Source organism: Bradyrhizobium sp. BWC-3-1, from assembly GCF_032917965.1.
In the GTDB taxonomy this organism is placed as follows: domain Bacteria; phylum Pseudomonadota; class Alphaproteobacteria; order Rhizobiales; family Xanthobacteraceae; genus Bradyrhizobium; species Bradyrhizobium canariense_D.
This window is the reverse complement of sequence record NZ_CP136625.1, coordinates 2,446,398-2,466,442: the sequence shown is the minus strand read 5'-3', so window position 1 is coordinate 2,466,442 and position 20,045 is coordinate 2,446,398. Positions and strand designations below refer to the sequence as shown.

General features: G+C 64.1%; 19 protein-coding genes and 1 pseudogene. 7 read left to right on the top strand and 13 right to left on the bottom strand.

Features of this window, described 5'->3' with window-relative positions; all coding sequences use genetic code 11:
• Positions 1–12: 12 nt before the first annotated feature.
• Complete coding sequence (locus tag RX329_RS11955) at positions 13–273, top strand: SemiSWEET transporter (protein WP_018457471.1); 261 nt, start codon at positions 13–15, stop codon at positions 271–273.
• 44 nt (positions 274–317) lie between these two features.
• Here the strand turns inward: RX329_RS11955 and RX329_RS11950 are convergent.
• Positions 318–1,114, bottom strand: a pseudogene (locus RX329_RS11950) (DODA-type extradiol aromatic ring-opening family dioxygenase).
• A gap of 158 nt (positions 1,115–1,272) precedes the next feature.
• On the opposite strand from RX329_RS11950, the gene RX329_RS11945 reads away from it, so the two are divergent.
• On the top strand, positions 1,273–1,452 hold the full coding sequence (locus tag RX329_RS11945) for a hypothetical protein (protein WP_007601069.1): 180 nt from the start codon (positions 1,273–1,275) through the stop codon (positions 1,450–1,452).
• 15 nt (positions 1,453–1,467) lie between these two features.
• Here RX329_RS11945 and RX329_RS11940 read toward each other — a convergent pair whose 3' ends face one another.
• Complete coding sequence (locus tag RX329_RS11940; RefSeq protein WP_085385141.1) at positions 1,468–2,928, bottom strand: carboxylesterase/lipase family protein; 1,461 nt, start codon at positions 2,926–2,928, stop codon at positions 1,468–1,470.
• 81 nt (positions 2,929–3,009) lie between these two features.
• Positions 3,010–3,255: a hypothetical protein gene (locus tag RX329_RS11935; RefSeq protein WP_018457468.1), complete on the bottom strand. Its 246-nt coding sequence runs from the start codon at positions 3,253–3,255 to the stop codon at positions 3,010–3,012.
• Between the two features lie 191 nt (positions 3,256–3,446).
• Here RX329_RS11935 and RX329_RS11930 point away from each other — a divergent pair, with 191 nt between their 5' ends.
• From RX329_RS11930 to RX329_RS11920, 3 genes are all read left to right on the top strand, one after another.
• On the top strand, positions 3,447–6,137 hold the full coding sequence (locus RX329_RS11930; protein WP_085385140.1) for a flavin-containing monooxygenase: 2,691 nt from the start codon (positions 3,447–3,449) through the stop codon (positions 6,135–6,137).
• Positions 6,138–6,265: 128 nt separating this feature from the next.
• Positions 6,266–6,538, top strand: coding sequence for a hypothetical protein (locus RX329_RS11925; protein WP_018457466.1), 273 nt, complete (start codon positions 6,266–6,268; stop codon positions 6,536–6,538).
• A gap of 88 nt (positions 6,539–6,626) precedes the next feature.
• Positions 6,627–6,932 carry a hypothetical protein gene (locus RX329_RS11920; RefSeq protein ID WP_018457465.1) on the top strand — a complete coding sequence of 102 codons (306 nt, stop codon included), beginning with the start codon at positions 6,627–6,629 and terminating at the stop codon, positions 6,930–6,932.
• A gap of 19 nt (positions 6,933–6,951) precedes the next feature.
• Here the strand turns inward: RX329_RS11920 and RX329_RS11915 are convergent, their stop codons facing one another.
• The 10 genes from RX329_RS11915 to RX329_RS11870 all read right to left on the bottom strand — a co-directional run bounded on the left by RX329_RS11915 (position 6,952) and on the right by RX329_RS11870 (position 17,942).
• Entirely contained in the window at positions 6,952–7,107 is a 156-nt protein-coding gene (locus RX329_RS11915) for a hypothetical protein (RefSeq protein ID WP_198957668.1), read from the bottom strand.
• A 112-nt stretch (positions 7,108–7,219) separates the two neighbouring features.
• Complete coding sequence (locus tag RX329_RS11910) at positions 7,220–7,735, bottom strand: septal ring lytic transglycosylase RlpA family protein (protein ID WP_085385139.1); 516 nt, start codon at positions 7,733–7,735, stop codon at positions 7,220–7,222.
• 93 nt (positions 7,736–7,828) lie between these two features.
• Positions 7,829–8,050, bottom strand: a complete 222-nt coding sequence (locus tag RX329_RS11905; RefSeq protein WP_026233375.1) for a hypothetical protein — start codon at positions 8,048–8,050, stop codon at positions 7,829–7,831.
• A gap of 30 nt (positions 8,051–8,080) precedes the next feature.
• Complete coding sequence (locus RX329_RS11900) at positions 8,081–9,331, bottom strand: DUF1501 domain-containing protein (protein WP_085360697.1); 1,251 nt, start codon at positions 9,329–9,331, stop codon at positions 8,081–8,083.
• A 2-nt stretch (positions 9,332–9,333) separates the two neighbouring features.
• On the bottom strand, positions 9,334–10,785 hold the full coding sequence (locus tag RX329_RS11895; RefSeq protein WP_085385138.1) for a DUF1800 family protein: 1,452 nt from the start codon (positions 10,783–10,785) through the stop codon (positions 9,334–9,336).
• Between the two features lie 170 nt (positions 10,786–10,955).
• Entirely contained in the window at positions 10,956–13,472 is a 2,517-nt protein-coding gene (locus RX329_RS11890) for a M56 family metallopeptidase (RefSeq protein ID WP_085385137.1), read from the bottom strand.
• Positions 13,469–13,861 carry a BlaI/MecI/CopY family transcriptional regulator gene (locus tag RX329_RS11885; RefSeq protein WP_018457458.1) on the bottom strand — a complete coding sequence of 131 codons (393 nt, stop codon included), beginning with the start codon at positions 13,859–13,861 and terminating at the stop codon, positions 13,469–13,471. Before RX329_RS11885 ends, RX329_RS11890 begins: the two co-directional genes overlap by 4 nt.
• Positions 13,862–14,121: 260 nt before the next feature.
• Positions 14,122–15,717 carry an NAD-dependent malic enzyme gene (locus RX329_RS11880; RefSeq protein WP_244561287.1) on the bottom strand — a complete coding sequence of 532 codons (1,596 nt, stop codon included), beginning with the start codon at positions 15,715–15,717 and terminating at the stop codon, positions 14,122–14,124.
• Between the two features lie 370 nt (positions 15,718–16,087).
• Positions 16,088–17,083: a tripartite tricarboxylate transporter substrate-binding protein gene (locus RX329_RS11875; protein WP_085350245.1), complete on the bottom strand. Its 996-nt coding sequence runs from the start codon at positions 17,081–17,083 to the stop codon at positions 16,088–16,090.
• Between the two features lie 385 nt (positions 17,084–17,468).
• Complete coding sequence (locus RX329_RS11870; protein ID WP_018454364.1) at positions 17,469–17,942, bottom strand: winged helix-turn-helix transcriptional regulator; 474 nt, start codon at positions 17,940–17,942, stop codon at positions 17,469–17,471.
• Between the two features lie 126 nt (positions 17,943–18,068).
• On the opposite strand from RX329_RS11870, the gene RX329_RS11865 reads away from it, so the two are divergent.
• Together RX329_RS11865 and RX329_RS11860 are read left to right on the top strand one after the other, a co-directional pair.
• On the top strand, positions 18,069–19,043 hold the full coding sequence (locus tag RX329_RS11865) for a zinc-dependent alcohol dehydrogenase family protein (RefSeq protein WP_158091743.1): 975 nt from the start codon (positions 18,069–18,071) through the stop codon (positions 19,041–19,043).
• Positions 19,044–19,149: 106 nt separating this feature from the next.
• Complete coding sequence (locus RX329_RS11860; RefSeq protein ID WP_317245881.1) at positions 19,150–19,932, top strand: hypothetical protein; 783 nt, start codon at positions 19,150–19,152, stop codon at positions 19,930–19,932.
• The last annotated feature ends 113 nt before the right edge of the window (positions 19,933–20,045 follow it).

Sequence of the window (20,045 nt, the reverse complement as noted above, 5' to 3'; positions counted from 1 at the left end):
TATAGAGCCGCCATGGACCCGTTCTTGATCAAGCTGATCGGCTTTGCCGCCGCGACCTGCACCACCGTGGCCTACGCGCCGCAAGCCATCAAAGTGTGGAAGACCCGCTCCACCGGCGATATTTCGCTCGGCATGTTCCTGGTCATGGTGCTTGGGCTGGCGCTCTGGCTCGTCTATGGCCTGCTGTCGGGCGATGCGCCCCTCGTCGCCGCGAACGCCATCACCATGGTGCTCGCCGGCGGCATCCTGTTCATGAAGCTGAAATACGGGTGAGCCACTCTTCTTCACCTCTCCTCGCTTGCGGGAAGAGGAGAAGATCACCCGCCAAACACATACGACGCCATCGCGACATTCGCGACCTCGTCGACGAAGACGCGCTTGCCCGTGTCGCTGACGGCGGCGCCGGCGGCCACCATCAGCGGCAGCAGATGATCTTCGCGCGGATGGGCCAGGCGCGCACTCGGCGCGTTCTCCCAGTCAACCAGCATCGCGTTGCGCCGCGCCGCGTCCTTGTGGCTGATCGCCTCGTTCAGGTAAGCCTCGAAATCATACGAGACCGGCTTCGACTCGGCACGGCCGAACCCGCGCATGTTGTGATAGGTGAGTCCGCTGCCGACGATCAGAATGCCTTCGTCGCGTAGCGAGGCAATCGCCTGCCCCACCCTGATGTGCTCGGCCGGATCGTAACTCGATCTCAGCGACAGCAGCACGATCGGCATGTCGGCGTTCGGATACATCAGCCCGAGCGGCACGAAGGTGCCGTGATCGAACCCCTGGTTGGGATCCTCCCGGCAATCAACACCCGCGCGCGTGAGCAGCGCCTTTACCTCCGCGGCGAGCTCGGGCCGCCCCGGCGCCGGGTATTTGAGGTGATAGGTGTGCTCGGGGAAACCGTGATAATCGTACACCATCGGCGGATGCGCGGAAGTCGACACGGTGAAGGCGTCAGCCTCCCAATGTCCTGATATGACGAGCACGGCCTTGGGCCTCTCCGGCAAGAGCTGTGGCAGCCGGCCGAACGCCTCGGCGGTTTTCGGTATTGCACCCGCCTGTCTTCCATGAACGGCCACGGACCGCCGCCATGCGACAGGAAGAAGGTGGGAAATCGCACCATGGGCGAAGGCTCGTTTCGTTGGCAACATGCGCGTGCGAGCTGCCCGCGCGATCGGCCGCGAGCATAGGCAAACCCGTATGGTTAGCAAGACGTTAACGATTTGCTGCCCAGAATCCCGGGCGTAGCCGAAGGAGTCGGCCAGCAGCCAGGGACGTGAAATGAAGAAGTTTGCGTTGGGGGATGTCGTCAACAGTGACAAGGGCCGCCGCGGCGTCGTTCGCGCCGCCTACAAGTCGAAGGAAGGCCAGCAGTTCTACGCCGTCGAGAAAGACGGCGCGATGGATTATCTGGAGGAAGACCGGCTAAGCCCGGCGCCGCGCGTCGAGCTCGCGGCTTAAGTCCAACTCATCCCTCTAATGCGCGAACCGGTCCAGACGCTCCGACCAGGGGTCGTCTCCGCTCGCGATGCCATCGTTCGCGATCAGCAGCAGGCGATCGCTGCCTGCGGCCGAATCCCAATGCGGCAGGTCCGCACCGTTGGGATCGCCGCTCCTGGCGAAATTGATCCAGTAGGCGCGCATGCGATTTGCGACCTCGCGATCGGCTCCTGACAAGATGCCTGCACCGGGCATGCCTTCGACGCCGAAGATGAACTGCAATTCCCGCCCGTGACCGCCCTCGGGGTTTGCGCGCCGTGCCTCCGGCACATAGGTGAAGCGATAGCGAAAGGTCGGCGCACCGCTGGCGGCATGCAGGCGCGCCAGCAGTCTCACTGGCTCGGAGAAGACCCTGTCGGTGTAGAACCTTGCCGCGCGGTCCGAAGGTCTGGCGAGATCGGGATAGAGCCTGCGCAGCTCATCGCTGGTGGTGCCTGACGATGCCAGCTCTTCCCGGATATCCAGCTCGCCGTCGAAACCGGTCTCGTCGTCGTTCGAGCCAATGATCAAGGGGATGCGGCTCTCATGTCCAGCTGCGAAGCCCGCGGCGACCTCCTCGCTCACCAGACTCCCATCGATCGTCGGCGCGAAGCTGCGCGGCGATTTTTCCAGGAAATGTTTTTCGACGGCAAGCAGGCGTTGCGGTTCGGCTGTACGTAAATCGGCCTGTCGCCCCAGCACCGCCACGAATTGCCGCCCCACAATTTCGGCCTCTTGTGCCGAACGCAGGCGCGCACGGCCGGGGATCGATTGCAGAATGGCTTTCTGGAAGAGATCGCGCGATTGCTCCGACAGCATCAGCAGCGCGATCGACGTTGCGCCTGCGCCACTGCCGAACAAGGTGACGTTCGTGGGATCACCGCCGAAGGCCGCGATGTTGTCGTGCACCCAATGCAGCGCCGCGATCTGGTCCATCAGGCCGAAATTGCCGGAGCCGCCTTCCGACAGCGCGGGATCGCTGAGCCAGCCGAACGCGCCGAGGCGAAAATTCACGGTCACCACGATGAGGCCGGCTTGCGCGAGCCTGGCACCGTCGAACAGCGGATCATTCGCGGTGCCGCTGACGAAAGCGCCGTCGTGGATGAACATCATCACCGGTAGCGGGCCGTCGACCCCGAACGGACGAAACACGTTCAGCGTGAGGCAATCCTCGCTCGATCCCGGCAGCGAGGGCTGAAGACACGGCGCGCCATAGGCATAGGCGGTGCGCATCTCCGAGCTCTCGGGTGCAGCCTGCGGCGGACGCCAGCGCAGCGGTCCGATCGGCGCGGCCGCATAGGCCAGCCCCTTGAACGAGGCCACCTCGCCTTCGACGGCGCCAAGCATCTGTCCTTCGCGCGTCAGCGCAAATGGAAACTGGCCGACTGGCTGGGCCACGACCGAGCCGGCGCAACAGAGGACGAGAGACGTCGCAAAAAGCGCGAACACAGACCGCATCTTCGGAGCATCTCGACGCGCGGAAGGATTTTGGGCAGGTTATGTCCGTGGCCCGCCGCGAAGCAAGCGCCGCGGCTGCGCCTAGCTCCGCTTGGCGGCAAGCTCCGCCAGTGCGTGCCGTGCGATGATGCCGAGCTCGCCGAGCGTGGAGTGACCGGACCGCGCCGCCTCGATCAGCCGCTCGGCGATGAACCTGCGGCTGTCGTGATCGCCGCCGTGAGGCAGTTGGCGGCACGTCTCCTCCAGGACGACGTCCATGTTCGCTTTGGTCCGCTCACTCAACTCTGTCATGACGCCCGTTTGCACGCGTGGCAAAAACAAGAGCATACACAGGTGGATCGACCCTGATTAGCCCGGGAAATCACGGCCCTTGTGCATCGCGATGCGTGTGCCGCCGCAACATTCACGCGGCCATGATGAAGCCGCAAATGGCTACCGAAGATTGCACATGCCGTGATGACAAGCCGAACCTGCAGCGATAGCCTGCGGGCAAAATAAAACACACGGGAGGAAATGCCATGCCTGATGCAATGGTTGCTGCACGTACTTCGGACACGGGGCGCGGAACCAGCCAGCAGGTCGATGTTGCCGTGGTCGGTGCCGGATTTGCCGGCCTCTATCTTCTGCATCGGCTGCGCAAGGCCGGCCTGACGGCGGTCGGCCTCGAAGAAGCCGGCGACGTCGGCGGCACCTGGTACTGGAACCGATATCCCGGCGCGCGCTGCGACATCCAGACCATCGATTACAGCTACACCTTCGATCCCGACCTCGAGACCGCCTGGACCTGGTCGGAGAAATACGCGACCCAGCCCGAGATCCTGCGCTATCTCGGCTTCGTCGCCGACCGCTACGATCTCAGGCGTGACATCCGCTTCAAGACCAAGGTCACGGAAGCGAAATGGGACGAGGCGATCGAGCGCTGGCAGCTCACCACCGACAATGGCGCAGCGGTCTCCTGCCGCCATTACATCATGGCCACCGGCTGCCTCTCGGCGCCGAAGCCGCCGGAGATCGACGGCGTGAAGGACTTCAAGGGCGAGGTCTATTTCACCGGACGCTGGCCGCATGACGGCGTCAATCTCGCCGGCAAGCGCGTCGCGGTGATCGGCACGGGATCGTCGGCCATTCAGTCGATCCCGCTGATCGCCGAGCAGGCTGCGCACCTGACCGTGTTCCAGCGCACGCCGAATTTCGCGCTTCCGGCGCACAACGGTCCCGCGCCGTCCGATCGCATGAGCCTGCTGCAAGGCGATCGCGCGGCCTATCGCGAGCAGGCGCGCCAGTCGATGGCCGGCGTGCCCTATCCGCAGCAGACGGTCGTGAGCTGGCAATTAAGCGATGCCGAGCGTCGTGAGCGGTTCGAACGCGCTTGGGCGGCCGGCGACCTCGTCCACATCCTGACCCAGCTCTGGGCCGACCAGGCGGTCGACATCGACGGCAACAAGATCGTCCAGGACCTGATCCGCGAGAAGATCCGCGCCGCCGTCAAAGACCCCGAGACCGCCGCGGCGCTGATGCCGGACGATCATCCGTTCGGCGCCAAACGCCCCTGCCTCGATACCAACTATTACGCGACCTACAACCGGCCGAACGTCACGCTGGTCAATCTGCGTCAGGAGCCGATCAAGGCGATCACCGCAAGTGGGATCACGACGGCCAAGCGCAGCGTCGACGTGGACGTGATCGTGTTCGCGACCGGCTTCGACGCCATGACCGGCGCGATCCGCGCCGTGCATCCGATCACCGGACGTGGCGGCAAGTCGCTCACCGACGTCTGGGCGCAGGGGCCGCAGACCTATCTCGGCCTCACTGTCGCAGGCTTCCCGAACTTCTTCATGATCACCGGTCCCGGCAGCCCGTCGGTGCTGTCGAACATGGCGGTGTCAATCGAGCAGCATGTCGACTGGGTCGTCGACCGGCTCAAAGCATTGCGCGACGGCGGCTTCACCACGATCGAGCCGACCGAGACGGCGCAGGCCGGCTGGAACAGGCACATGGCCGATTGCTCGATGGTGACGCTGCACCGGCTCGCCAACACCTGGTACACGGGCGCCAACGTGCCCGGCAAGGTGCAGGGCCTGATGCCCTATACCGGCGGCGTCGGTCCCTATCGCAGCATCTGCGACGAGGTGGTCAGCCGCGGCATGCTCGGCTTCAAGCTGACCGGCCCCGACGTCGCCGCGCAAAGCAATGACGGCGAGGTGGTGCGGCTGCAGCCGGACGTGCGGCTGGTGCTGAACCTGCTGGCGTCACTCAACCTGCCGCCGATCGAGTCGATGGGCGCCCTCGGCGCCCGCGCCTTCGTCGACGAGTTCAACAAGGGCCGCCCGGCGGGACGGCCGATCGGCGAGATCGTCGACGGCACCCTGACAGGCGCCGACGGTCCGCTGCCTTACCGGGTATACCGGCCGGCAACGCCGGGGCCGCATCCGGTGGTGGTCTATTTCCACGGCGGCGGCTGGGTGCTCGGCGACGAGCAGTCGGACGAGCCGTTCTGCCGCGACATGGTGCGGCGGACCGGCATGATGCTGGTCAGCGTCGGCTATCGTCATGCGCCCGAGCATCGTTTCCCGGCCGCGGCCGAAGACGGCTATGCGGCGACGCGCTGGATCGCCGAGCACGCCGCCGAGCTCGGCGGCAGGCCGGGCCCGGTGCTGGTCGCGGGCTGGAGCGCCGGCGGCAACATCGCCGCCGTCACCTGCCAGCTTGCGCGCGATCGCGGCGGCCCTGAGATCGCGGGCCAACTCCTGATCTGCCCGGTCACCGACTGCACCTTCGACCGCCCCTCCTACAACGACAATGCGACCGGCTATTTCCTGACGCGCTCGCTGATGTACTGGTTCTGGGACCTCTACTGCTCGCCGACCGACCGCACCGATCCACGCGCCTCGCCGCTCCGCGGCAAGGTCGAAAGGCTACCGCCGGCCTTCGTCGTCACCTGCGAATTCGATCCCCTGCGCGACGAAGGCATCGCCTATGCCGAGGCGATGGCAGCCGCCGGCGTCCCGGTCGAGCAACTTAAGGCGCGTGGCCATTTCCATTCGTCCTTCACGATGGTGGACGTGATCATCACCGGCGCGCCGGGCCGGGTGCAGATGGCCGAGGCCTTGCGGCGCTTTGCCGGGCTTCCGCCCGAAGTTGGTCGCGGCGATGAGACCAGCCACGGGCACACCAGCCCGGGCCATAAAATCGCGGCGGCCGCGAGCTGAAAGCAAACATTTGCCGGGAACTATTTCCCGGTCATCGCGTTTGGTGCTGAGGCATTGAGATGCAGTAATGGGTGTAGGCCCCGGTACGCACGATCGTGTGCCGGGGTCTTTTTGCGTGAGGCGGGACGATGGGGGACGTGGTTGGGGATTCAAAGGTCGACTTTGGTGTCCTTGCGGTGCTGCATAAATGGCCGTCGCTTGCGAACCAGCGACGGTCGGACCGAGCGTCCTACCAGGTGATCGAGGGTACGCTCGACGAATGCATCTCGGCGTTCATGGCGAAGCCGGCGGCGACCAGGCATCTCTATGAGATCCGCACCATCGCGCAACCGCCGCTGGTCACGGACATTCTCTCGCCCGAGCACATCACGGAGCTGGCGCGGCTGCGCGAATTTCTCTGATCCTCGCAGAAGCACCGGCTGAGCGCGGGAACCTTCTGCCGGTTTTTCCCGTTGATGGTGATCGGAAGCGAAGGCGTGAGTGCCTCACATGCTTGAAGCCGGCGTGCCAGCCCCTGTCGTGCCCTATGGCGCAGACCAGACCCTGTTCGTGGTGATCGACCGCCTCGACAAGGCGACCGAAATTCGTGTCGAGCGAAGCGATCTCGACGCTACGATCGGCGAGCTCGTCGCTGGCTGCTTCAACGACCCCATCAAGGTCATCTCGTTCAACACGCTGGAGCACTGGATGAAGGACATCTCGACCGATGTCGCCGGCGAGATCCGGGCGCGCTGTGACATTGATGGCATGACGCTGCCGGATTATCTCAGCGACTTCGTCGAAAGCCACAGCTGAGCGCGCATGGGGATGAGAATCAGGCGCGCCCGTACTTGCCGGCGATGACCTCGATCTCGCGGCGGCGTTCGTGCGCGAAGGTCAGGAGCTTTTCGATCGTCAATGTATCCGTGATCCGTTTGGCCAGCCGCTCGGCGCGTGCGGCCTGATCTTCGAGATACTGGATCGTGGTCAAACGCCGCCTCCCAAGAGCTTAGATCTAGTCCCGAATGATTGGGTATCCATGGTGGGCTTGAGGCGGCTAACAGCCGGTTAAGCACAGCGCTTCGGATCGATGCAGCCGCAAATTATTGCACCACGTCGAGCCGGACATTGGTGACACCCTTGTCGACCATGCCGAGCGCCTCCGCCGCGGAGGGAGAGACGTCGACCACGCGTCCGCGAACATACGGCCCGCGATCGTTGATCCTGACGGTGACGAAGCGGCCGGATGAGACATCGGTGACGCGCAGCTTGGTGCCGAACGGCAGGCTGGGATGGGCCGCGGTCAATTCGTTCTTGTCGAACCTCTCGCCGCTCGCCGTCTCCGTGTCCGAATAGAAACTGGCGACGCCGTGGGAGACGCTCTGCTTTGCATCACCGTCGGGGATGCGCGCCCGGCTGATCGGACGCGGATGCAGCGCCGCCACCCTGTGCGGTCGTTCGACAGCGGCCTGGCGGTGGGTGCCGAGATCGGCCTTCTGGCGGCCGACCGGCGATTGCGCACACGCCGCAAGCGACGCCGCGCCGATGGTGGCGAGCAGGATCCGGCACAGGCTTGCCGGCGAAATCCGGGCATTTTCGGCACGTGCAAAGCAAGACATGATGCGCCCTCCGAATGGCCCCGAGTTTCGGTGGGCAATGAGGGCAGAACCTTGTCGGAACGAAAGCGCGCCTGAGGCCGCAGCCGTTTCGGGTTAGCTGTGGCGATTCCACCACACTGGCTTGTCCTGAATCGAGACAGGCTCGTGGGATAAGCCCGATACGACGCGCCAGATCGGGCGCGTCTCCGGCGGAACCTCGTCAGGTTCGGCGCCGCTCCTCGAGAGCCGCGCGAGCTCGCGCCGATAGAGCCGCTGCCAGCCGGTCTTCAAGCTGGCGAGAAAGTCGAGCTCCCGTTGTGTCAGCGTGCACATCATGAACCCGAACCGGTTGCGAGAGCCGCGTCGTCAGCCGACGAGGCCTCCCATCGGTTTGACGTCGGCGCTGCCCGGGAAGACGGCTTCTGCGAGCACCTTCTCCTCGACGCGCAGATGATCCCTCAACAGGCCTTTCAGCACCGCGCGCAAATCCGTGGTCGGCTTGAGATCGCGATCCTCGAAGAGTTGCGCCGGCTTCAGACCGGGCCAGTCCGCGATCACGCGACCACCGTTGAGCCCGCCGCCGATCAGGAAAGCGACCGTGCCCGTGCCGTGGTCGGTACCCTGCGTACCGTTGATGCGCGCGGTTCGCCCGAACTCGGTGACAACGGCCACGACTGTTTCGCGCCACGCTTCGCCCATATTGCTCTCGATCGCGGCAAAGGCGCCGTCGAGCGCACCGAGCAGATTGTAGAGCTGGCCCGAGGCCACGCCCTCGGCGATGTGCGTATCCCAGCCGACGAAGCCCATGGCGCCGACACGCGGGCCGTCAGGCTTGGCGAGATAGCGCGCGGCCGTGCCGGCGGCTTCGGCGAAATAGGCGCGCACGCGCGCGATGCCGGGCGGCGGCAAGGTCGGATCGTCGGACATCGGATCGCCCGCGCCTGGTGCGCCGCCGAGCGAAGCGAGCCGCATGCGGGCCTGGAGCACGGTCGCAAGCTTCGGATCGGTGTGCTGGTAGAGATCGAGCAGGCGGTTCTGCGTGTCCTCGCTCGCCGGCAACAATCTCTGCGGCACCCATGTCATGACGGGCGCCGAACCGCGCACCACCAGCGGCGTCACGGAGCCGATGCCGAGCGCGCGGCTGCCGCGCGGGTCGACACGCCCGCTGGATTCCAGCGCGAGCAGCGCGCGGTTGAGCCATCCCGAGCTGGTCATGCCCGGCTTGACGAGCCCGCTTTCCAGCACGTCCTGGCCGTCGAAATGCGAACGCTCGCGATAGGGCGTCGCGGCGGCATGGACGATTGCGGCCTTGCCGCTCTTGTAGAGCCGATGCAGATTCGGCATCGCCGGATTGAGCGCGAAGAAGGCATCGAGCGGCAGCGCGGGCGGCTTGCCGTCCAGCACCAGCGCACGATCGCCGCGCAAGGAGATCCAGTCGGGATCGCCGACCGGCGCAACCGCGCCAAGGCCGTCGAGCGCGCCGCGCAGCACAATGACCAGCAGGCGCGGATCGCGCCCTTCGGCACGCGCGATCCGCGGCATCTGGCTCCACGCGAACAGCGCGCCGGAGCCGACCAGAAGCTCGCGCCGCGTGGGCAGATGATGGTCAAAGCCCATGGTCACCTCCTCTGGAAATCCGCCGACATGAACAACAGCGCGAGCGCCTGCTGCCGGCTCTCGGCGCGGCCGACGGCCTGCTTCACCTCGGGTGATATCTCCGATGCGAAGACGTCCTCGATGATCGCCTGCGGATCAGCCGTACCGGCGAGGCGCTCGGCAAAATTGTTGGCGATGTCGAGCCGCCGGCCGACGCCGTCGATCCAGCTCGCCTCGTCGTCCGGATAGCCCTTGGGCGCGGATGGACGCCACAGCGCCTCGCCGAGCAGCTCCAGCCCGCCGGTGAAGCGGACTGGATCGACCGTCGTGGCGCCGGTCGCGCGCACCATGCCAACGCCCCACTCGCTGGGACGCTTGAGCTTCGACGGCGGCCCGCGCCAGGCCTCGTCCGAGGACACCATCGCGATCGCGACCTGCTTAAGATCGCCCTCGGTGTCGCGAAAAGTCTTCGCCATCTGCTCGATCAGCACAGGCGGCGGCTCGTCGGCGACGAAATGGCGCGCGAGCTTGGTCGCGATATGGGTTGCGGTCGCCGGATGCGCGGCGAGATCGCGCAGCACCGCGCGGCCCTGCTCGGCATCCTCCTGCTCGTAGCGCTTGCCGAGCACGGTTTGCCCGCCGGGCTCGTGCAGCCGCGGATTGAAGGTGAATTCGCCACCGTGCTCCGGATTGTCGCCGGGCGGCACCAGCGTCCAGCCGGTCAGCACATTGGCGAAGCTGATGACATCGTCCTGGGTGTAGCCGGTGCGCACACTGAGCGTATGCAGCTCCATGATCTCGCGCGCGATGTTCTCGTTGAGGCCGCGGCTGCGGTTGATGCCGGCGATCGAATTCGCGCCCATCGAGCCGAGATTGTCGAGATAGAACAGCATCGCCGGGTGACCTTCGACGGCCAACAGGAGATCGACGAAGCGCCCGAGTGCGTTGGCGCGAACGGCTTCGCGCTCATAGGCCCCGGACATGCTTTGGATCTTGTTGGCCGAGATGCAGAAATGGTTGGACCAGAACCACACCAGCCGCTCGCCGAAGCCGATCTCGGCGGTAAGCGCGGCTTCCGTGCGCAGCTTGGCCTCCTGCAAATAGATCGGACGTCCGGGATCGGGAATGGCATCGGCCGCCTGCTTCGCCGCCATCTCGGCGGCGTCCTTGTCCGCTCCCTGCCCTTGCGTCTGGTCTTCCGACATAGTCGGCGTCGCCGCCACCTGCTGCTTCTTGGCCTGCTGCTGGGCCTGCTTGGCGCGCGCGGCGCGCCGCGCATTGGCATCGGCTACGGTGCGATAGGCCTTTGAGCTGGAGGGAAGGCTGGCGGCAGCGTTCAGGACGAGCGGCCGGCCGAGCTCGGCGATCAGCGCGCCACGCGGGTCGGCCCCGACAGCCGCGATCGATCCCGGACGCGGCCCCATCCCGAAGCGATGAAGCGCCAGCACAACTTCGGCCTTTGCAGGATTGCTCATCGCGAACGCCCAATTCCCTCGAGCCTGCCGACGGTACCTCGCGCGAGGCTACAGCCTGTAATGCTACGCAACGTAGCATTAGCGGCTCGGGCTTGCAAGCAGAGATTGAGACGTTCCGTACGATACCGCGAACCGCCGATCCGCGTGAGGGACGGCCGCCCGCAACGCTGCTAGAAATTCGGCCCGAGCGCGATCTTGGTGATCGTGCCGTTCCTGATGCCGATGCGCCATTCCGCCGAGCCGTTGGCGAACTGGGCGATGTAGATGTCGCTGTCGAGCGCGGTGACGCCGCGGAAAGAGACCGCACGCAAGGCGCCAAGCTTCGCCAGGATGGCCTGGTCGAACGGAAGCTGCTGCCGCGTGATGCCGGCGACTTCGGAGGTCATGTGCTCGTAATCCGGCTCGCCCTTGCCCACCCCCGCGATATAGCGGCGCAGCATCTCCTCGCCATTGGCGATCGGAACAGCGCGGCGCGCTGCGCGACCCGGACGCGCGCCGAGGTTCGAAGCCTCGACATTGTGGAAGCGCGTCTGCCGGCCCGGCATCAGGACCTCCAGGCACCGCCCCGACTTGTCGGCAATCACCCAGGGATTGTTCACGGTAGTGGTGGCAGCCCAGCTCATGTTGGGCCTGACGACGCTCTCGGCCTTGCGATTGCCGTCGGCATCGAGATTGAAGACGCGGATGTCCTCGCCCATCTCGTTGTAGACCATGATCCGGATCGGCGAGGTGCCGGCGCGGCCGCGCACATTCGCCTCCTCGGCGCAGGGGACGATGCCGCCGAGTTCGTCATTTCCGTCGGCCCGGAAGAGTACATCACCGGCCTTGCCGTCAGGCTCGAGCAGCAGACGGAATTCCGCCGTGCCGTTCTCGAACTTGGCGCCATAGATGTCGTAGCCGCCTGGTCCGACGCCGCGGAAGAACAGCGACTCCACCGGGCCGAGGGCGACGAACGTCCTGTGCAACTCGTCAACCTCGCGGTGGACCTTGGCGGCGAGCAGTGCGCTCATGCGGTCGTAGTTTGGCGTGCCGCTGCGCAGATCCTCGATCCCGCGCAGGATCATCTCCTTGCCCCCGGCGACGGGGACCTGCTCGCGGAAGCGGTCCGGGACTTCCGCGACACGACGCGCGAAGTCGGCCTCGATCGCCTGCGCCACCGCCGCATCGATCCGCGGCGCGAGACGGGCGCCGAAGACCGCGTTCTGGATCAGGACGCGCGAGATTTTGGCTTGCTCGTCGCGCAGGAAGACCAGCAGATTGTCGCCATGGATCGAGAAGGCGTCGGCACCCTCACTCAGGAGCGCAGCCCGGCCTTGCACGGTTTCCTGCACGTGGAGCCGATCTCCGTCGCGGCGCACGGTGAGCACGCGGTTCGGCGCGACCCTGTACCAGCCGACATACTGATCGAGCGATCCGGAATCAGCCGCCGCGGTCGGCATCTCGGCGACGCGAAGTGCGCGGATGTCGCGTCCATTCATGCGCAGCACCAGCTCGGCGGAGCGACGCTCCGCATCGAGCGGGAACGTGATCTCACCGGAGGAGGCGGGGTAGGACGCGGTGCCGTCACCGCCCACCATCAGGCGCAATTTGCGTTGCCCGGTGAGCTGGCCGTAAACCTCGTCACCTTCGCGGAAGATGGCAAACACCGAAGCCGGGCCCATGGCGTAGAAGTTGACGAAGGGGCGGTAATGCTGGGCCGGCACCTCTCCACTATCCGCGGCGAGCGGCGCAGGCTCCGGGGTGCGATAGGCGATCATGCCGGCGGACACGATCACGGCCGGGACGATCGCGGCCGAGATCCACGCCCGCTTGCGCCAGCCGACCGCGACGGGCATCGCGGCGGTCGCGATGATGCGCTCGACGCGGGCGCGCACGGTCGAGGCCCGTGCCATCGCGAGCTCGACCGGCCGCGGGTTTACCGTGCTTGCGAAATCAAGCAGGATTTCCGCATAGGACAGCCGGTCGTCGATCACCTCAATGGCCTCGGCGTCGCTGATGATCTCGGCAAGTTCGGCAAGACGCGCGAGCTGCCACCAGGCGAACGGGCTGAACCAGAACACCGCGCGATTGAGGGAGGCGAGCAAGAGGATATGGAAATCGCGGTTGGCGACATGCGCGCCCTCATGCGCGAGCACCGCGAGGCGCTTCTTCGGGTCCCAGCCGGCAAATTGCGGCGGCACCAGAATGGTCGAGCCAAACGTGACGGGACCGCCGACCTCGCGGCTGACGCGCACATCGGCATCGACCAGGTGCAGACCGTTGACCGGCCTTGCCGCGCGCGCGAGGCGCCAGGTCAGACAGAGGCCGATGGCCAGCCGCAGCAGCAACAGGCCGGCAACGCCGGCATGGACGATTGTGGCGATCAGCCACCAATTGATTGAGACGCCGTTCTTCGACGGCGGAATCGCCGCGCCGGGCGTCATCGGCTGCATGGGCTGCGGCATCTCGAACGTCGAGATATCAGCCGGCATGACATCAGCCGGTACCGATACCGGCGATGGCAGCCGGGTGATCGTGACCGTCGGCCAATGCATCACGAACGGCATCGCCAGCGACGCCAGCAGCACGACGACCCACGCCGTCATGTGGACGTGCGGATTGCGCACGCGAAACAGGTTGAGGCCGAACCAGACGACGCCTCCCAGCACAAGGGAGCGCAGCGCCGCCTCCGCCAGAGTTGCGATCATTCTTTCTTCACTCCCCTCGCCTTCTTCGCCTTGGCCACCTGGTCGGCCAGTGTGCGCAACTGCTGCTGATCGAGCATCGCATTGTCGACCATGCCGACGAGGACCTCCTCCATCGAGCCGTTGCAGAACCAGTCGACGATGCGCTGCACCGCCTTGGCCGCAACCCGCGCGCGCTCTTCGGCTGCGTGGTAGACATAGGTGCGTCCGTCCACCGTGTGCCGAGCATAGCCCTTTTCTTCCAGCCGGCGCAGCACCGTGCGGACTGTCGATTCCTTCAGCCGACGCGACAGCTTCTCGCGCACAATTTCGGCCGTCACAGGACCATGGGCCCAAACCAGTTGCATGACCTCGTGCTCGAGGTCGCCCAGTTCGGGCAAACGATCGTCCATGGCGGCTTACCTTGATTGAATTTCTTGTAACGCTACAGAGCGTCGCATATACGGCCGCGCCGCGCAACCGGGTTTCTACCTGAAATGGTATCGCGTGCTGACCTAACGTGGCTTGCTTCAAGCGGTCGTCGTGCCCGGGCTTGTCCGGGGCATCCACGTTCTTCGTACCATCCGGCGAGGCGTGGATGGCCGGGACATAGGCGAGCGGAAGCGACGCCGTCCTTCGGACGGCTATGCCCGGCCATGACGAGGCGGAGGCCTCAGTACTGCGGCTCGTACATCTGGGACTGAACCAGTCCCTTCACGTCGTTCGGCGCGGGTCCGTCCGCGAGCCCGCGCTGAAAGGCGACATCGGCGACGGCGGCGGCGATACGCACCGAGACTTCGCGGATGCGTGGCAGCGCCGGGTAGAGGCTGCCTTGCGCGAGATCGTCCTTGCCGACGCAATCGGCGAGCGTATGGGCGGCCGCCATGAACATCTCGTCCGTGACCAGCCGCGAGCGGCTGGCGATGACGCCGAGGCCGACGCCCGGGAAGATGTAGGAGTTGTTGCCCTGGCGCGGCACGAAGGTTCGGCCGTTGAGCTTGACGGGGTCATACGGACTGCCGCAGGCAAACAGCGCGCGGCCTCCGGTGTAGCGGTAGGCGTCCTCCGCCGAACATTCGGCCTTCGAAGTCGGATTGGAGAGCGCGAACACGATCGGCTGCTCGTTGAGCTCGGCCATCGCCTTGAGCACGTCGGGCGTGAAGGCGCCGCCGACCGCGGCGACACCGATGATCGCCGTCGGCTTCAGCGTCCTGATCGCGGTGAGGAAGTCGGCGATCGGCGCCTGGTCGGCATGGGCGTAACGGAGCTTGTGACCGGACAGGCCTTCGCGTCCGCCGACCACGAGGCCGCGCGAATCCACCAGCCAGTTGCGCCGGAGCGCTTCCGCCTCGGAGGCGCCCTCCGCCATCATGGCGGACGTCACGAGATCGGCGATGCCGGTCGCGGCCTCACCCGCGCCTAGGAACAGGATGCGCTGATCCTTCAGCTTGCCGCCGTTGACGCGCAGCGCCGAAAACAGGCCGGCGAGCGCCACCGCAGCCGTGCCCTGGATGTCGTCGTTGAAGACGCAGGCCTCATCGCGATATTTGTGCAGCAGCTTGAACGCCGAGTGGTTGGCGAAATCCTCGAACTGGATAAGCACACCGGGAAAGGTCTTCCGCGCGGCGACCATGAACTCGTCGACGAAGCTGTCATAGGCCTCGCCCGTGAGCCGCCGCTCGCGCAAGCCGAGATAATACGGGTCTTTCAGCAGCTCTTCGTTGTTGGTGCCGACGTCGAGCACGATCGGCAGGCACGTTTCGGGATGCACGCCGGCGCAGGCCGAATAGAGCGAGAGTTTTCCAACCGGAATGCCCATGCCGTTGGCGCCGAGATCGCCGAGGCCGAGGATGCGCTCGCCATCGGTGACGACGATCAGCTTGGCCGGATAGGGCCAGTTCTTCAGGATCTCGGCGATCTGGCCGCGATCGCGCGAGGAGATGAACATGCCGCGTGGGCGCTGAAAGATCAGGCCGTATTTCTGGCAGGCGAGCCCGACCGTCGGCGTGTAGATGATCGGCTGGATCTCGTCGATATTGTCGACGACAACGCGGAAGAACAGCGCCTCGTTGCGGTCATGCAACGCATTCAGCGCGACATATTTTTCGAGATCGGTCGGCAGCGTGCGCAGATTGACGAGCACGCGCTCGACCTGGGTCTCCATCGTCAGCACGCAAGGCGGCAGCAGGCCGCGCAGGCCGAGATCGTCGCGCTCCTGCGCGGTGAAGGCGGTGCCCTTGTTGAGCAGGGGATCGCGCAGCAGCGCCATGCCGTGCACGGAATCGGACGATGTCGAATGGGCGCTGACCCGAGCAGGTCTATTCACGAATTCCCCCAGGGAGTTTCCTATTGAAGGGCGGGCATTGTCGGCCAGCGCTCACCTGAGATCAAGGACGCAGAAAACCGCGGCAAGCATTGTGATCCCGCACCGCAGCGAGGTTTTGGTGACGGACCGGTCGTCGTGCGCACGAAAAGGTTAACGCCGCGAGGCTGTCGTTCTCCTCATGGTGAGGAGCGCGGAACGCGCGTCTCCGGACGATGCTTTGCATCGCCGGGCGAACCACGCAGGCCCTGCTCTCGCTTGCGGCGCATCCTTCGAGACACCCGCTCCGCGGGCTCCTCAGGATGAGGCAGTGGTATTATTCCGCCTTGATGTCGGCGGCCTTCACGATCGGCCACCATTTCTCGGTCTCGGCCTTCTGGAAGGCTCCGAGCGCTGCGGGCGTCTGCTGATCGGGCGGAGGAATCTCCTGCCCCAATTCGCCAAACCGCTGCTTGACGGTGGGATCGGCAAGCACGGTGACGATGGCCGCGTTGAGCTTTGTGACGATCTCCTTCGGCGTGTTCTTCGGTGCCCAGATGCCGTGCCAGTAGGAGATGTAGAGACCGGGCAACCCCGCCTCGTCGACCGTCGGGATATCGGGCGCGGAGGCGAGCCGCGTCGGCGACGTCACCGCGAACGCCTTGATCGCACCGTTCTTGTAGTGCGGCAGCGAGTTCGAGGCCTGATCGAACATGATGTCGATCTGCCCGGCCACGAGGTCGATCATGGCGGGCCCCGCGCCGCGATACGGCACGAACTGGAAGTCGGTGCCGGTCCTCTCCTTGAAGAAGACACCGGCGACGTGGGCCCCCGTGCCGGCGCCGGCCGTGCCGGCAGTCACCTTGCCGGGGTTGGCCTTCAGCCACGCGATCATCTCTTTCAGAGTGTTGGCTTCGAGCGTCTTCCGGCCGACGATGAGCTGCGTGCCCATCGCGATCGTCGCGACCGGCTCGAAATCGGCGATCACGTCGTATGGCAGCTTGAAGATCGCGCCGTTGAGCACATGCGTGCCCCAATGGCCGATCGTGATCGTGGTGCCATCAGGCGTTGCGCGCGCGACGCGGGCGCCGGCGATGCTGCCGGAGGCGCCGGCGATGTTCTCCACCACGATCGACGTGTGCAATTCAGCGGCGATGCGTTCGGACAGGATGCGCGCCAGCGTATCGGTCGGACCGCCCGCCGCGAACGGCACCACGAGGGTGATCGGCCGCGACGGAAACGGCTGGGCGCTTAGCGGCGCGATCAACCCATAGGCGATCAGCCCAGCAATGACGATCGCATGATTATGCAATCCGGCCCACAGCCCCCGCATCAGTCTCCCCCCACGCTTTTTGTCGCCCGCATGTTGTCAGCAGGCTGGAGCCGGAGTGAACGCTGCGGCGCGGGCCGAGGCAAGCTGAAAATGATGTCGGACAGCTTAGGACATGTACTCATAAACTCGCGCTGCACTTCGTCTGAGGTCCACTCTGCCTCCGATACCGGCCGCGTTGGCGCACCTCACCCTAGGTCCGAGTTGGGCCATGTGTGGAAATCGCGTGGGGCCCGCTCAGCTGGCGTTAGTGCTTCATTGGCGCGTGTCCGACCGATGATCCGCAGGCTCGGCAAATCGCACGATGGGACCCCGCCTGCTCAATCGCTCAAGAACTTCTTTCTTACTTTCAGCAAGCCGATCAACATTATTGACCACAAACGTGTGATTACCTCCGCACTACTGGTCGCACCCGCTCCACTGGGACATGGTCGCCGTTTTTGCTGACGACCTTCAGAAACACTTCTTCCCGAGTCGCTTTGTCGATCATGCGGGCAGATCCTTTGCCGAGATGCTCATCTCCCCATTGGCTCAATGCCATCAGCACAGGCAATAGCTTGATGCCGGCTTTGGTGGGTTCGTATTGATAGCGCTTTCGCGCCCCCGGCTCCTTGTAGGGAGTTTTTTCAAAGATTCCGTACTCAACAAGTTTTTCCAGGCGCTCAGACAGCACCGCTCTTGGTATGCCCAAAAACGTTTGAAAGTCCTGGAAGCGGCGAACCCCCCATGAGGCCTCGCGCAAGATCAACAAGGTCCAGGTTTCACCAACAATCTCGAGCGTTCGCTTGATGGAGCAGTTGTTTTTTAGCTCCAACATCAAGCGAAGATCCAGCTCGGGCGAATGCGCTTTTTCTGAGTTCATTTTTCATACACAGGTTGACGTTAATGACAGTTCGTTATATGAACTTAGCATGGTTTGGCGTCGAGCGGTCAGGGAACCGTAAGATTACTTGGCGGAATGAGCCATACAGCTCTCGCGGAGGGGACAATGAAGTTTCTGCAAATGTCTAAGTTTGGCAAACCCACCGAGGTGGTTGAAGTTGTCGAAAGCGATCCACCCCCACCGCCGGCAGCAAATGAAGCCACGGTCGCGGTCGAATACTCAGCGATCGGACTTGCTGAACTTCTGATGATCCGTGGCATGTATGCGATCAGGCCGCAGCCGCCCGCGCCGCTCGGGAACGAAGCTATTGGCCGCGTTATCGCCGTAGGAGCCTCGGTTAAAAATGTAAGGACTGGCGATCGTGTCGCCATTCCGATCGGGCTTCCCGTGTGGAGACAGGCCATCACGGTGCCGGCCACCGATCTCATCGTCTTGTCTGAGCAAGCCGATCCCCAACAGATGTCAATGCTTCGGATCAACCCGCTCACAGCGGCATTGCTCCTAACCGAGTATGTCGAACTCGGCAAGGACGACTGGGTCATCCAGAACGCCGGCAATTCCGGTGTGGGACGCAGCGTCATTGCGTTTGCAAAGGAGTTCGGACTGCGCTCGGTAAGCCTCGTGCGCAGACCCGAGCTGGTGGATGAGCTGAAGTCAGCCGGAGCTGACGTCGTCCTTGTCGATGGACCCGACGTTGTGAAGCAGGTCGCAGCGGCGACCGGCAAGGCTAAAATCAAGCTGGGCATCGACGGCGTGGGTGGCGAGTCCTCGCACTCGGTAGCGTCTTGCCTCGCGTCGAACACCAAGATGGTCGTCTATGGCGGCGTCAGCGGAAAGCCCGCGGCCATGAGTCCTCTGAACATCATTTTCAAGCAGATGACCCTGGAAGGGTTTTGGCTGGGATTTCCGCGCTTTCGAGATGCACACGAAAAGCTTGCGGCTCATACGCGGACAGCCGAGCGACTGATCGCCGAAGGCAAACTGCACGTTCCGGTCGCCGGCGTTTATTCGCTCGAGCAGGCAACTCAGGCCATGGCGCATGCGCAAAAAGGCGGGAAAGTCCTTCTGAAACCCAACTAATGGATGATCAACGGTCAGGCGCCCTGAATTCTAAGCGCCTGAAACCGCAGCTAGTGCGATATCGAAAGCGATGGCCCTAATTCCAATAGGGCGAACCGGAGGACACATGACTGCTCTTTTAGATCTGGTGCTTGAGTCTCACGGAACTCTTGAACGATGGCGAAAATTCAACGCGATCGACGTGAACCTCTCGATGCATGGTTCGCACTGGACTAGAAAGGGATGGGATGGTGTCTTCGAAAATGTTCAATTGAAGGCGCAAACGAAAGAACAGCGAACTTGCTTTACGCACTTTACCGAAGAAGGCGTGCAAAGCATCTACGAACCGGATCGTGTTCGGTTAGAGACAATCAACGGGAAGCTTATCGAGGAGCGCGTACATCCAAGAAATGCGTTTGAAGGACATACTCTTCAGACGACGTGGGATAGGCTGCATCTGGCTTACTTTACCGGGTATGCACTTTGGAATTATCTGAATACTCCATTTATGTTTGTCACTGAGAGTGCCAAAGCGGAAGAGATAGACCCGGCGACCGACCAAGGCACGGTACGCCGGCGGCTCAAGATCACTTTTCCCGAGAAGGTTGGAACTCACTGTCCGGACCAGATATTCCACGTCGATGAAAACGGGCTCATCGCTCGTTTGGATTATACCACACTCTGTCCTCGTCGGTATCGATATCTCTGCAATTGCTTTGACTTAAAAAAGCATTCAGACGGCAGGAAGCACGCAAGCAAATGGGTACCCCCCGACTGCCCCATGGCGCGCGCCGTGGGTGTCATCGGCGATTGGGGTAGACACAATCGACTTGAGGAGCGCGTACATCCAAGAAAAACGTTTGAAGGACACGCGCGAGTACGTTCATGGCGTGGACACAAACGAACTTAAGGGCAAGGCGGGGCCAAAAGGCGCCACCTCCTCTGTTCTGAGTTATCGTTGGCATGCCGACTTCCGGTTTGGATCACGAGCCGCCGATCACACGCAAGGTCGGACACTTCCGC